The organism is Bartonella sp. AA56HLJMS (assembly GCF_042197145.1).
GTDB lineage: Bacteria > Pseudomonadota > Alphaproteobacteria > Rhizobiales > Rhizobiaceae > Bartonella.
This window is the reverse complement of record NZ_JBHIRL010000025.1, coordinates 1-13,251: the sequence shown is the minus strand read 5'-3', so window position 1 is coordinate 13,251 and position 13,251 is coordinate 1. Positions and strand designations below refer to the sequence as shown.

Annotated in this window: 9 protein-coding genes; 5 read left to right on the top strand and 4 right to left on the bottom strand. The window is 39.6% G+C overall.

What is annotated here, in order from left to right; genetic code table 11:
* A partial coding sequence (locus ACFINI_RS08880; RefSeq protein ID WP_375647828.1) for a hypothetical protein occupies positions 1 to 196 on the bottom strand: 196 nt, incomplete at its 3' end.
* A gap of 533 nt (positions 197 to 729) precedes the next feature.
* Between ACFINI_RS08880 and ACFINI_RS08875 the strand changes: the two genes are divergently transcribed.
* On the top strand, positions 730 to 1,098 hold the full coding sequence (locus ACFINI_RS08875; protein WP_375647824.1) for a helix-turn-helix domain-containing protein: 369 nt from the start codon (positions 730 to 732) through the stop codon (positions 1,096 to 1,098).
* 1,286 nt (positions 1,099 to 2,384) lie between these two features.
* Here ACFINI_RS08875 and ACFINI_RS08870 read toward each other — a convergent pair.
* Both ACFINI_RS08870 and ACFINI_RS08865 read right to left on the bottom strand, forming a co-directional pair.
* Positions 2,385 to 2,780: a hypothetical protein gene (locus ACFINI_RS08870; RefSeq protein ID WP_375610669.1), complete on the bottom strand. Its 396-nt coding sequence runs from the start codon at positions 2,778 to 2,780 to the stop codon at positions 2,385 to 2,387.
* Between the two features lie 654 nt (positions 2,781 to 3,434).
* Complete coding sequence (locus tag ACFINI_RS08865; RefSeq protein ID WP_375647832.1) at positions 3,435 to 4,670, bottom strand: MFS transporter; 1,236 nt, start codon at positions 4,668 to 4,670, stop codon at positions 3,435 to 3,437.
* 1,196 nt (positions 4,671 to 5,866) lie between these two features.
* On the opposite strand from ACFINI_RS08865, the gene ACFINI_RS08860 reads away from it, so the two are divergent.
* The 3 genes from ACFINI_RS08860 to ACFINI_RS08850 all read left to right on the top strand — a co-directional run bounded on the left by ACFINI_RS08860 (position 5,867) and on the right by ACFINI_RS08850 (position 7,380).
* Complete coding sequence (locus ACFINI_RS08860) at positions 5,867 to 6,238, top strand: helix-turn-helix domain-containing protein (protein ID WP_375647819.1); 372 nt, start codon at positions 5,867 to 5,869, stop codon at positions 6,236 to 6,238.
* 283 nt (positions 6,239 to 6,521) lie between these two features.
* A complete protein-coding gene (locus ACFINI_RS08855; protein WP_375647815.1) occupies positions 6,522 to 6,668 on the top strand; it encodes a hypothetical protein in 147 nt (48 codons plus the stop codon).
* 340 nt (positions 6,669 to 7,008) lie between these two features.
* Positions 7,009 to 7,380 (top strand): helix-turn-helix domain-containing protein, encoded by a 372-nt coding sequence (locus tag ACFINI_RS08850; RefSeq protein WP_375647812.1) that lies wholly within the window; start codon positions 7,009 to 7,011, stop codon positions 7,378 to 7,380.
* Between the two features lie 405 nt (positions 7,381 to 7,785).
* On the opposite strand, the gene clpB is transcribed toward ACFINI_RS08850, so the two are convergent.
* Positions 7,786 to 10,365 carry an ATP-dependent chaperone ClpB gene (gene clpB / locus ACFINI_RS08845; RefSeq protein WP_375647809.1) on the bottom strand — a complete coding sequence of 860 codons (2,580 nt, stop codon included), beginning with the start codon at positions 10,363 to 10,365 and terminating at the stop codon, positions 7,786 to 7,788.
* Between the two features lie 456 nt (positions 10,366 to 10,821).
* Between clpB and ACFINI_RS08840 the strand changes: the two genes are divergently transcribed.
* Complete coding sequence (locus tag ACFINI_RS08840) at positions 10,822 to 11,853, top strand: DUF3472 domain-containing protein (protein WP_375647805.1); 1,032 nt, start codon at positions 10,822 to 10,824, stop codon at positions 11,851 to 11,853.
* Positions 11,854 to 13,251: the final 1,398 nt, after the last annotated feature.

The window sequence follows — 13,251 nt, the reverse complement described above, 5'->3', positions numbered from 1 at the left end:
GCATAAGGCATAAGGCATAAGGCATAAGGCATAAGGCATAAGGCATAAGGCATAAGGCATAAGGCATAAGGCATAAGAATATAATGAGATAATTTTTAAGATACAAAAAAATGCTCTCATTTTCCAAATCTTTTAATTGTTCTTGCCAATCTCCTGAAACTACTTTATTGATAGTTCTGTGTTTTTGATCGTCCACGCAACGGTCAAATAGGGAGTTGAAGCCCGAAAACTCAAACGTTAATTTACCCCACTTTGTGGGTATCCCGGAGTTCCGGGAGTTTTTGCTATGTCCAAGTGCTTGTCAGCACTAAAAGCAAAAAGCTGATTTGAGTTCAGTGCTTTCAACCTCCCGGAATACTCATGCGAGGGCGCTCGCAACTGGAGGGGAGCTTGAAGTGCAAACTAAAAATTCAGATTTCGCACTTTTTTTAAAAAGTACCCAATCTTATAGTCTTTGAAATTATTTTGATTTTTCTTGCCAATCTTCTGAAATTGCCTTATGAATTGATCTGTGTTTTTGATCGTCCACGCAACGGTCAAATAGGGATTTGAAAGCCCGAACGCTCAGTACATAAATTTATCCCGCTTTGCGGGTATCCCGGAATTCCGGGAGCTTTTGCTATGTCCAAGTGCTTGTCAGCACTAAAAGCAAAAGGCTGGCTGAGCTCAGTGCTTTCAAACTCCCGGAATACTCATGCGAGGGCGCTCGCAACCGGAGGGGAGCTTGAAGTGCAAACTAAAAATTCACATTTCAACGACATTTCAATAGGTAAAAAGATCCGTCATAGAAGAATTTCAATGGGGCTTTCTCAAAAGGAATTAGGAAGCCATTTAGGTGTCAGTTTTCAACAAATCCAGAAATACGAAAAAGGATCTAATCGTGTAAGCGCGGGGTGTTTACTAGAAATTGCTAAAAAACTAGAGGTTCCTATGAACTTTTTTTATGCGGACCTTTTAACAGCAGATATTCCCACAAAAGAACATGCCTCACACCACGATCAAGACACCTATAGCGAAAAAGAACACGCCCTTTTAAAAAACTTTAGAGAACTCGAAGCGAAAAAACAAAAAGCAATCTTGTGGTTAATTTCTGATTAGACAAAAGCCCATCAATCGACATCCTTTGCCAATATTCCCCTCTGCCTAAAGCCTTGCCCGCCTGATATCACCACATCTCAAAAAACGGTTTACGACACCGGTTTACGACATCATAGGATAACAAACTTCAAAATAGGATAAAAACACCAAAACCTTGGAAAAACATCCCCACCCCTCTCACAGAATTTTATCAAGAGATCTCTTCTGATTTAAACGCACAATTCCGATTGTATCATTATGATACCTTTTTACATTTACCTTGTCAAGTTTTTATATTTTTCTTTTGATACTTTTGTGTTTTTCTTTAAGGGAGCCACATCCCTCAAAACACCTTTTCTGCAAAATGCCCCTCATACAAAACACAATGTCTAAAACAACAAGAGCTAAAATAGGATTTTTCCTAAATAGGCATCCCTCTAAATGGGCTTCCGCCTAAATAGAATTCCCTCTAAATAGGATTTCCTCTAAATAGGATTTCCCCTCTAAATAGGCTTTCATTGTATTGCTCATTCACCCACTTATTAAAAAAACACCTCTCAATGCTTCTCACACCCATTTCACGGATATCCCCCATACAAATATAGATGCAACTATAATTGTTAAGCTCCCCATAGAATATAAACGCCCACCACGAGATTTTTCTCTTCACATCTCTTTACACATCAACTCTGCAATCTGTTCACAGCCATTCCCCACACACTCTTCTCCAGAAAACGCACTTAACACCCCTCTTCATCCCAACTTTCCCCGCTCCATTCACAAACGCGTCCCCTAGTTCTCTGACCACATTCCATGCCATAATAAAAGCTCTCACAAAGCACAAATCCTCCGCTTCATTTTACAGATTCACATTTTTACGCTTTTACATCTTTACAGAACGCAGCCAAAGGAAACTCCCAAACCACCACGCGACAATTTGATAAAAACAAAATACCTTTCCAACAATCTCAAACAACAGATTTCTGTAAAGAGTTCATATGAATTTGATTGTTTAGATCTAACTATTAGATTGGCATATAGAGCCGTAGAACAGAAAGTAATTTTCTATAAGACAGAAACGATAAAAGCGCTATATAACTGAGATAGAACATGAAGGATTGCAAACAGATAAAACGACATCTTTCTTCGTTACAACACTGAAATTGTAAACGAGACGACGAATAACTGTCATCTGAATATGCAATTTTCATATCTGCAAATTTTTATTGATTAATTTAATCCCAACACTTCCCCTGAAACACATTTCTTCATTATCTACTTTTTTGAGACAAACCGGCAAAGGGGTTTCATCGATTATAAGTGCGGATATAATAACGCGTTACTCCAACCTCATCATAAGAAACCATAGACATGATACCTGTCTTTATTGGCGTTATTTGATAAGTCAAGATTACACCATTTTGCTGTTTGTTTGGTTGATCTGTATAGATCACGTTATATCCATTCCGTCGCAAGAGATCAATAAATACAGGAGTAAAGTTGTCTTCTGTTTTATTTTTTTTCACAATAAGTGTTGTTGTAGCGGGCGGTAAAGGTTTTTTAAGATTACGAACAAAATCGTTAGCAATTAATTTTACATCATCTTTCGTAATATTTGGACTGACATAACTTGATGAATAATTACTGATAGATGCACAACCAGCCACCAATACAAGCGGTAACGGAAATAAATATTTTGACATCTTAACTCCCCTATTAATTGCATTCTCTTCTGAGAAGCTCCTACACCAGAAATAAGAGCCTCCTTTCAAAGAATAGCCTTAACAACATACTGCTTTACTATCAAGCATTAGTTAATCACTTTCTCGCTTGTTAAAAAAACGACCACCATCTCTCATAGTACTCAAAGCTTATGTTTAAGACACAAAATATATATGTTAAAAGTACGAAAAAACACATGTAAAGCATATAGTATACATATAGTATATGTATACTTACTTTCATGGTGTGTTGCATTACATAAACCAACGCACAGCACCCTTCATTTCCCCTCCATTCACGAAGACACTTCCCCCCAATTCTTCTCACCCCTCCATATCATGACCAAAAACACGCACAATATATAAACCACAAATCCCCCACTTCACTTTTACAGATTCACATTTCTACGCTTTTACATCATTACAGAACGAAGCCAAGGAAAGCTTCATCCACCCCGTACCACTCTATAAACAACGGTCTGTAAAGAATTCAAATGCTTGCCTAGCAAATTTCCACCACTGACCACTCATTCGTTTCAGATCACCCCCTTCAAAGAGCGGTGTTTTTACCTCATGAATAAGATAATGAGCGAACCGTCTTTAGAAAAAAGAAACGGCATGGAGATATCAAATATATCAATGGTCATCATCGACTGTCGTGTTAAGAGGTGTTACATCTTTATTTTTCTTAATTTTTACAACGCCAATAATTCCGGTGGAAATAATTAATGCGGACATAGCTAAAAAAGAGCTTAACAATCCCACGAGTGCCAAAAGTCCAGCAATAAAGCCAGACATTGCTTCCGCAGAGTTCGCTAAAGTTGAAAAGGTTCCAAAACTCTTACCAAAATCTTCACGACGAGAATATAATTGAATAGCTGAGACTAAACCAATATCCACAAAGGCACCAATAAATCCTAGAACAAATGCTAACACGAGAAGGAATTTTAAATAAAGTCCAGCAGCTAAGGGCATAACAAACAGAATAACCCCATAAAGAAGCCAAAATATCATGAGCTTCAACGATGTAATATTTAATATAATTTTACTATATAACAAACCACCAACAATAGTTCCAACAGCCATGAGAGAAAAAATATAACTCACAAGGCTCTCCTCTCCCCCCACAAAAAGAACAAAAGCTGGAATTAAAAATCTTAAAATAGCACCCGTAAAGAGAATAGCAAACGATGAGCCAACGAGCGTAATAAATAAATTATTATTTTCTGTAGAAATATATTTAAGATATGAAGCTGTTTCTCGATAAATTTTTATAAAATTGAATGATTTATTCTCGCTTGAATTTAAATTCATGAGATTAAATAACACGATAATAGATATAAAATAGGTAAAAAAATCAAAAATGAGTACTGCCGATTTATTTGCTAAAAAAAGCAGTATAGAACAAACCAAAGGGCCAATGACGGCTGCCGTTTCCATGATAATTTGAGCAATGCTATTGGCCTTTGTAAGATCTTTTATTGAAAACATTCTGGGAATAGCAGCTTGAAAACTTGGTTGGAAAATACTTCTTCCTATCGTTGTACATATTGCTGCAAAAATAAGAACAATGATATGTGCCGTACCTGTTATATAAGTTATAAAAACAAACAATGAAGCTAATAATCTCACAACTTCACTTAAGATCATATTTTTCTTCAAAGAAAAATTATCCGCTAACCAACCTCCTATAGGGCCAAAAAAGAGAAAAGGGATAAATCGAAAAAAATACACAAGACCTGTAAAAAAGGTGTTATCTGTTAATTCTAAGACCAGTAAAATAAAAACAACTTCATAAGCATAATCACCAACTTTGGAAATAAAGAGAGAGCAAAAAAGAGCTAATGGACTCTTTTTTAAAAACAAGTTCATATCAACCATCCGATATTAAACTTTTCTACAGTTAAAGTTACACTTCCTTCGATACAATTGGTGATATGAACTTCAGAAGAGTCTTTTATTCTAATAAATCGCTTAATAAATTAAGTGAAAATTTTTAAAGAAATACTCCTCTTGATATAAGCATTTACTCTAATATCAAGTAATATATTAATTTTTCTTTCTTATTTGCTTTAAAAAAAGAAAGAATGTAAAAATTATGAGATCACAATCTTCCATATTATTACATTGACCTCCACCCCACGTCTCAAAAAATGAAAATTCCCAACCAGCACTAGTCTACAATCCCACGTCAAAAAGCAACTTTCCCCACAAAATAAAGCTTACACCCACCCACGCCTCAAACGACAGCACGTCATCAGGCTCAACAAATCAAGCTCTATCTTCTGATAGCCGCCATCCATCACACATCTCTTTGCAACACCCGCCTTACCCACACTCTCCTCTTATCCATGCGCACTCTCTTCATCCTCCATTCCTCCTTTTTCTCTCCCGTCACACACTTAACAACTTAACAGCACTCTTCCTCTAAACTTCCATTCACGAAGACACTTCCCCCCAATTCTCGCACCACATTCCACGCCCCCAAAAGCCCAAAGTGACCAAAAACACGCACAATATATAAATCCATAAATCCCCCACTTCACTTTTACGGATATACGTTTTTACGCTTTTACATCTTTAAAGAACAAAGCCAACGAAAGGTTCACCACCCCGCACCACTCTATAAACAATAGTCTATAAACGAACCCAGCTTTTTGCCTAGTACCCTTACAGTCTTCAGACACCCCCCTCAAACGACAACACTTCATCAGGCTCAACAAATCAAGGCCTGCCCTCAAATATTCTAGCTCTTCACACCCCTTCAAAGAGCAGTGTTTTATGGCATAAATAGAATAGAAAATTTTTGATTTTTCTTGCTAATCTTCTGAAATTACTTTATCACTTAAAGTGTGATTTTGATCGTCCACGCAACGATCAATAGGGAGTTGAAGACCCGAAACCTAAACATAAATTTATCCCGCTTTGCGGGTATCCCGGGATTCCGGGAGTTTTTGCTATGTCCAAGTGCTTCTCAGCACTAAAAGCAAAAAGCTGATTTAGGTTCAGTATTTTCAACCTCCCGGAATACCAATGCGAGGGCGCTCGCAACCGGAGGGGGGCTTGAAGTGCCAACTAAAAATCCACATTTTATCGACATTTTGATAGGCAAAAGAATCCGCCACAGACGCATTTCAATAGGGCTTTCCCAAAAAGAATTAGGAAGCCATTTAGGTGTCAGTTTCCAACAAATCCAAAAGTATGAAAAAGGCTTAAATCGTGTAAGCGTAGGATGTTTACTCAAAATCGCTCAAAAACTAGAAGTTCCCGTAAACTTTTTTTATGCAGACATTGCCACAAAAGAAGATATCTCAACAAAAGAAAATACCCCACTCCGTGATCAAGAAACCTATAGCGAAAAAGAACACACTCTTTTGAAAAACTTTAGAGACCTCCAGCCGAAAAAACAAAAAGCAATCTTGTGGTTGATTTCTGATTAGGAAAAAGAGCAACGATCAACGTTATTTGCTAATATATCAAACAATAAAACATCCTTAAGTCAAATTCAGATCAGCTCCCCACACCCCTTCAAAGAGCGGTGTTTTACGGCATAATAGAATAGAAAATTCTTGATTTTTCTTGCCAATCTTCTGAAATTACTTTATCACTTAAAGTGTAATTTTGATCGTCTACGCAACGATCAATAGGGATTAAAAACCCGAAGACTTGACACATAAATTTATCCCGCTTTGCGGGTATCCCGGAATTCCGGGAGTTTTTGCTATGTCCAGGTGCTTTGGCACTAAAAGCAAAAAGCTGAGTCAAGTCAGTGTTTTTAACTCCCGGAATACCAATGCGAGGGCGCTCGCCCCTAGCGGGGGGCTTGAAGTGCAAACCAAAAATCCACATTTTATCGACATTTCTGATTAAGCAAAAAACGCGATTTATAATCCATATTTCGCACTTTTTTAAAAAGTACCCAATTTTATAGTCTTTGAGATTATTTTGATTTTTCTTGCCAATTTTCTGAAACTACTTTATTACTTAAAGGGTGAGTTTGGTCGTATACGCGACGATCAATAGGGAACTGAAAGCCCGAAACCTCGATACATAAGAATGAACCCACTTTTGTGGGTGTCCCGGGATTCCGGGAGATTTTGCTATGTCCAGGTGCGATGAGCACTAAAAGCAAAATGCTGATTCGAGGTCAGTGCTTTCAGGCTCCCGGAATACCAATGCGAGGGCGCTCGCAACCGGAGGGGGGCTTGAAGTGCCAACTAGAAATCCACATTTTATCGACATTTTGATAGGCAAAAGAATCCGTCATAGACGCATTTCAATAGGGCTTTCCCAAAAAGAATTAGGAAGCCATTTAGGCGTAAGTTTCCAACAAATCCAAAAATACGAAAAAGGCTTCAATCGTGTAAGCGCAAAATGTTTACTGGAAATCGCTCAAAAACTAAAAGTTCCTATGAACTTTTTTTATGCAGACATTGCCACAAAAGAAGATCTTCCCACAAAAGAAACTCTCTTACACCACAATCAAGAAACCTATAGCGAAAAAGAACACACTCTGTTGAGAAACTTTAGAGAGCTCGAAGCGAAAAAACAAAAAGCAATCTTGTGGCTAATCTCTGATTAAGCAACAGCGCACTAATCAACATTATTTGTTAATATATCAAACAACGAAACATCCTTAAGTCAAATTCAGATCAGCTCCCCACACCCCTTCAAAGAGCAATGTTTTACGGTGGATAAACGGCATTTCTCTCTAACGTTTTTACGCACAAAGCAATAAAGCAATCCCGCTTGTGACTTCACTTATAAAATTGCAAGAAAATAGTTTTCACGACAAACAGAAGTAAAAGAATCCTACGATATTCGAAAACGCTGATTTAACATGCAAAAACACCAGCCACTCCCTTTGCTTTGCAATAAAATACCGCTTGTCTCATCGTGAATTTTTCTAAATCAGCACGCTTCAAAGAGCGGTGTTTATCACATAATAGGATTATCACCGCCCTTTATACCATGAATTTTTCCAAACTTAATCTTCAGGCAAAAATTCCAACCGATCTCCTTGTTTTGTAATTTTCACCGTTGTCTCATCGTGAATTTTTCCAAATAAGATATTTTCCGCCAGTGGATCTTGAATTTCTTTTTGGATAATCCGTTTAAGCGGACGCGCACCATAGAGCGGATCATAGCCTTTATCGGCAAGAAATTTTCTCACCTCTGGCTCGATTTGCAAAGTTATTTTGCGTTCATTGAGCAAATTTTGCAAATGTTCTATCTGAATATCGACGATAGCTTCCATATCGTGACGTTGCAGCCTTTGAAAGAGAATAATCTCATCAATACGGTTTAAAAATTCAGGACGGAAAGCCGCTTTAACGACATTCATAACATCATTTTTTGCCTGATCTGTTGCTTGCCCTTCAGGCAAAGCAGTTAAAAACTCAGCACCAAGATTTGAGGTCATAATCAACAAAGTGTTACGAAAGTCGACAGTTCTGCCCTGGCTATCCGTCAAGCGTCCCTCATCCAACACTTGCAACAAGAGATTAAAAATATCAGGGTGTGCTTTTTCAATTTCGTCAAACAGAATGACCTGGTAAGGTCTTCTACGTACAGCTTCGGTCAGCACCCCCCCCTCTTCATATCCAACATATCCAGGAGGTGCCCCAATCAGCCGCGCCCCGGCATGCTTTTCCATATATTCCGACATATCAATACGCAACATGGCATTTGGGTCTTGAAAGAGAAAAGCGGCAAGAGCTTTGGTTAATTCGGTTTTTCCCACACCAGTAGGACCCAAAAACATGAAAGAGCCAAGCGGACGATTGGGATCTTGCAACCCTGCACGCGCGCGGCGTACAGCACGAGAAACAGCTTGAACAGCCTCTCCCTGACCAATCACACGTTTGCTAATTTCATCTTCCATCCGCAACAGCGCCTCCCGTTCTGCCTCCAGCATTCGATCAACAGGAATACCGGTCCAGCGTGAAACAATCCGCGCCACATGTTCAGCAGTAACCGTCTCTTCAACGAGATGATTTTGTTGGTCATCATTTTCCGCAATACTCAATTGTTTTTCGAGTTCAGGGATAACGCTATAAGCGAGCTCTCCAGCGCGTTGGAATTGTCCATCACGTTGTGCAATAGCCAAAGCATTACGAGCTTCTTCGAGTTGTTTTTTCAAATCAGCAGCATGCCCTAATTTTTGTTTCTCAGCCTGCCAAGCACTTGTCATCTCAGCGGACTGTTGTTCCAATGTTTTGAGTTCCTCCTGCACATTTTCCAACCGTTCTTTTGCTGTTGGCTCGACATCTGTTTTCAAAGCTTCCCGTTCGATCTTCAACTGTAAAATACGCCGATCAACAGCATCGAGTTCTTCCGGCTTTGAATCGACCTGCATGCGCAAACGCGCCGCCGCTTCATCGATAAGGTCAATAGCTTTATCCGGCAAGAAGCGATCCGTAATATAGCGGTTAGACAAACGCGCCGCCGCAATCAAAGCACTATCTGCCAAGCGCACTTTGTGATGTTGTTCATATTTTTCCTTAATACCGCGCAAGATAGAAATAGTATCTTCCAAAGAGGGTTCAGGTACAAAGACAGGTTGGAAGCGGCGTGCAAGAGCAGCATCTTTTTCGACATATTTTCGATATTCATCGAGCGTAGTAGCGCCCACACAATGGAGTTCTCCGCGTGCAAGAGCAGGTTTTAACAAGTTAGAAGCATCCATAGGACCATCAGATTTTCCAGCGCCAACAAGATTGTGCAATTCATCAATAAACAAAATGATCTGACCATTTTCAGCTTGCACCTCTGCCAGCACCGCTTTAAGGCGCTCTTCGAATTCCCCACGATATTTTGCACCAGCGATAAGCGCTCCCATATCCAACGCATGAAGCTGTTTATCCCGCAAAGTTTCAGGTACATCGCCATTAACAATGCGCAATGCCAACCCTTCCACAATAGCTGTTTTCCCCACCCCAGGCTCACCAATCAACACGGGATTATTTTTGGTCCGCCGTGAAAGCACCTGAATAGTGCGGCGGATTTCCTCTTCCCGCCCAATCACAGGGTCGAGTTTTCCTTCACGTGCATCTTTTGTGAGATCCCGGGCATATTTTTGCAAGGCATCATATTGTCCTTCAGCATGGGGGCTTGTTGCTGTTTTTCCTTTCCGCAGCGCATTAATTGCCCGATTAAGCGCTTGCGGGGTCAATCCTCCACTTGTTAAAATATCGGCTGTTTTTGCGGTCTTTTCCATGATCAGCGCTTGCAACATGCGCTCCACGGTCACAAACTGATCACCGGCTTTTTTCGCAATATCCTCAGCCAGTGCGAAAACTTTTGCCAATGGCTGCGAAAGATAGAGCTGTCCATTTCCCCCTTGCACTTTAGGCAAAGCATCAAGTGCTTCTTTTAGCGCCTTTTGAATAAGAGTAAGATCACCACCAGCGTTTTGGATAAGCGATGCAGCCAATCCTTGAGAATCGTCTAACAACACTTTCAGGAAATGCTCCGGCATAAACTGCTGATGATCAGAAGCAAGAGCGCTATTTTGTGCTGATTGTAAAAAACCCTGCACGCGTTCGCTATATTTTTCCAAGTTCATTTTTTTTCCTTAAATCTCAAGCCATCACCACACTTTAACCTCTCCAATATTCCACAAAAGAAACATCCAGAAAGGATTATCCAGCCTCTAAAAAACACCGCGAAAAAAGCAGCAAGAAGAAGAACCATAGTGCTAAAAAGAATATGGGTTTCTACAAGCCTCATAGCAAGAGGGAGAAAAAAAATACGCTATCATTTTAAATAAAAACCGCAACTTTTCTTATACCCCCATCATCACTCCCCCTTTTAAACCATCACCCCTAAATTCCACCATTAAACTTAAATTTGAACAGCAGAAAAGGAGCATGCAAAAACACTTTAAACAAAGTAGTCTTTACAGCATATAGTTTAGAGTAAACATTAAAGTATTTTCTCTAATTTTACTTAACAAAACATTGAATATGTGCTTTAATACTTATAAAGTTACACTATTTTTATTAAGATAGAGGATTTGAGTATGTACCATACTGTAAAAAAGGTTATTTTAATACTTTTATTCCTTCTAATAAGTAAACCAAGCTATGCCGTTTTTGCCGGCAAAGTTATTACAATAGAGCATGAATGGCCTGAAAATGCATTATTTGATCTATTTGTGTTCACCCAGCAAGTAAATTACGATGGTGGGCCTAACTCCATCTATTTCTGGGGAAATAAATTTGAATTCCAAAACGGAAAAAGTGGACAAATTGGTTTTTTCAACAGGAGCGGCCGTACCATTCATTTTTCTATCTGGAATGCAACGGGATGGAAGGGTGATAAATGTAAGCATTTTACTCAGGAAGGTTCAGGAGTACGATGTGAAATTAACTTTCCATGGGAGATGGGACGCAGATATCGATTATATGTTGAAAAAAATGAGAATCTAGTTACAGCGAAAGTAGTCGATTTTACAACGGGTAAAAAAGTGAATATTGGGACCATAGAAGTACCAAATACATTTGGCAAACTCCGTAAATCTTCAAGTTTTGTTGAAGACCATTCTCGTTGGAAGAGACATCTTTCCTCCTGTTATGATTTAAGTCCGCAAAGTTCGATTTTTTTTGATCCTAATGGCTTAAAACAAAACAAGCTACACGAAGGGACTCTGAAAGTTTCTAATCAAGGAAAGTGTCGAGATTCTGACCTCATCCAAACATCATGTACGTTCACTTTTTGTATGACAAGTATAAGCAACTTTGGAGGTTTAGCCTCGCCTACAGCTAAACCAGAAGTCCCCATTTCCAATGGGAAAGATCTGTCTGCAGAAACAATTTCTAACGTTTTGAAACAAAAAGAGCTTGTCGTTATTCGTTCAAAAGATCGTTCTTGGGCACCCAATATCTTTTTTCCATCTCCTGCTTCATTTAAGTGGAAATCAATCTTTATAGATCATCTAGCGGCTTTCAGTTCTACGCTTCACACCACTCACGGCACACAAAAGATAACCACGGGTCAAAAGATTATGTATATGTCTGATGGAAAAACTTGGAAAATTATGAAAAGAAACTAACTTTTTTCTTCTTGATAAGCCCCTCACTCCCCTTTGAAAACAACTGGGGGTGAGGAAGTTTTTTTCACTTCCCCACCACGGCTCCCTTTCCCAGTTATTTTTTCGAGCACTACTCTCATCCCTTTAGCTCACCTCATCATCATACTTTCCAGCGCATTTTCTCCATTCTCACCCTCTTTCAAAACCACAACACCCTTTAATAAAATCCTCACCTCCCTCTTCTATCACCCTCACACCATCCCTTCACGCATCCCTCTGCACTACCCCGCCTCTTATCCACACCCTCCCCCTTGTCCATAGGCACTCTCCCATTCCACGCACTCCTTTTTCTCTCCCATCACACATTCACGACTTACAGCACTCTTCATTCCAGCTTCCCTCCTCGATTCATAAGCTCTCGTTCTCCCCCCATTTATCTCACCCCATCCATGCAAAAACCCAACGTGCCCCCAAAACACGCACAATGCATAAATCCATAAATCCTCCTCTTCACTTTTACAGATTCACATTTTTACGCTTTTACACATTCACAGAAAACAGCCAACGAAAGATTCACCACCCCACACCGCTCGATAAACACTGGTCCGTAAACAATCCAGCTTCTTATCTAGGGAAGGACTACTGATCAATTATCACCATCCCTCAAAAGACGCGCTTTATCAGACAAGACAAATAAGCCCTTCCTCCAAATATTCTCCACATACTCTTCTCCAGAAAATGCATTTAACACCCCTTTTCATCCCAGCTTTCCCCTCTCCACTCACAAATGCGTCCCCTAGTTTTCTCACCACATTCCACGCCAAATAAAAGCATACACACAGTACAAATCCTCCGCATCATTTTACGGATATACGTTTTAACGCTTTTACGTTATTACAGAAGTCAGCCAAATAAAATTTCCACATCACCACCCCGCACCGCTCTGTAAACACTGTTCTGAAAACGAACCCAGCTTTTTGCCTAGTCCCCTTACAGTCTTCAGACTACCCTCCTCAAACGACAGCACTTCATCAGGCTCAACAAATCAAAGCCCTATCATGAATATTCAAGCTCTTCACTCCCCCTTCAAATAGCGCCGTTTTACGGTATAACAGAATAGAAAATTTTTCATTTTTCTTGCCAACCTTCTGAAACTGCCTTATGAATAAATATCGTAAGTTTGATCGTCTACGCAGCGATCAACAGGGAACTAAAAGCCCTAAACCCTAACGTACAATTGAGCCCACTTTTGCGAATATCCTTAGAATTCCGGGAGTTTTTGCTATGTCCAAGTGCTTTAAGCACTAAAAGCAAAAAGCTGACTAGGGTTCAGTACTTGTTACTCCCGGAATACCAATGCGAGGGCGCTCGCAACCGGAGGGGGGCTTGAAGTGCCAACTAAAAATCCACATTTTATCG

Bases quoted from the DNA above. Each gene is read 5' to 3' on its own strand.
- ACFINI_RS08870 (WP_375610669.1), bottom strand. From the start codon at position 2,780: ATGTCAAAATATTTATTTCCGTTACCGCTTGTATTGGTGGCTGGTTGT.
- ACFINI_RS08840 (WP_375647805.1), top strand. From the start codon at position 10,822: ATGTACCATACTGTAAAAAAGGTTATTTTAATACTTTTATTCCTTCTA.
- ACFINI_RS08855 (WP_375647815.1), top strand. From the start codon at position 6,522: ATGTCCAGGTGCTTTGGCACTAAAAGCAAAAAGCTGAGTCAAGTCAGT.
- ACFINI_RS08865 (WP_375647832.1), bottom strand. From the start codon at position 4,670: ATGAACTTGTTTTTAAAAAAGAGTCCATTAGCTCTTTTTTGCTCTCTC.
- clpB (WP_375647809.1), bottom strand. From the start codon at position 10,365: ATGAACTTGGAAAAATATAGCGAACGCGTGCAGGGTTTTTTACAATCA.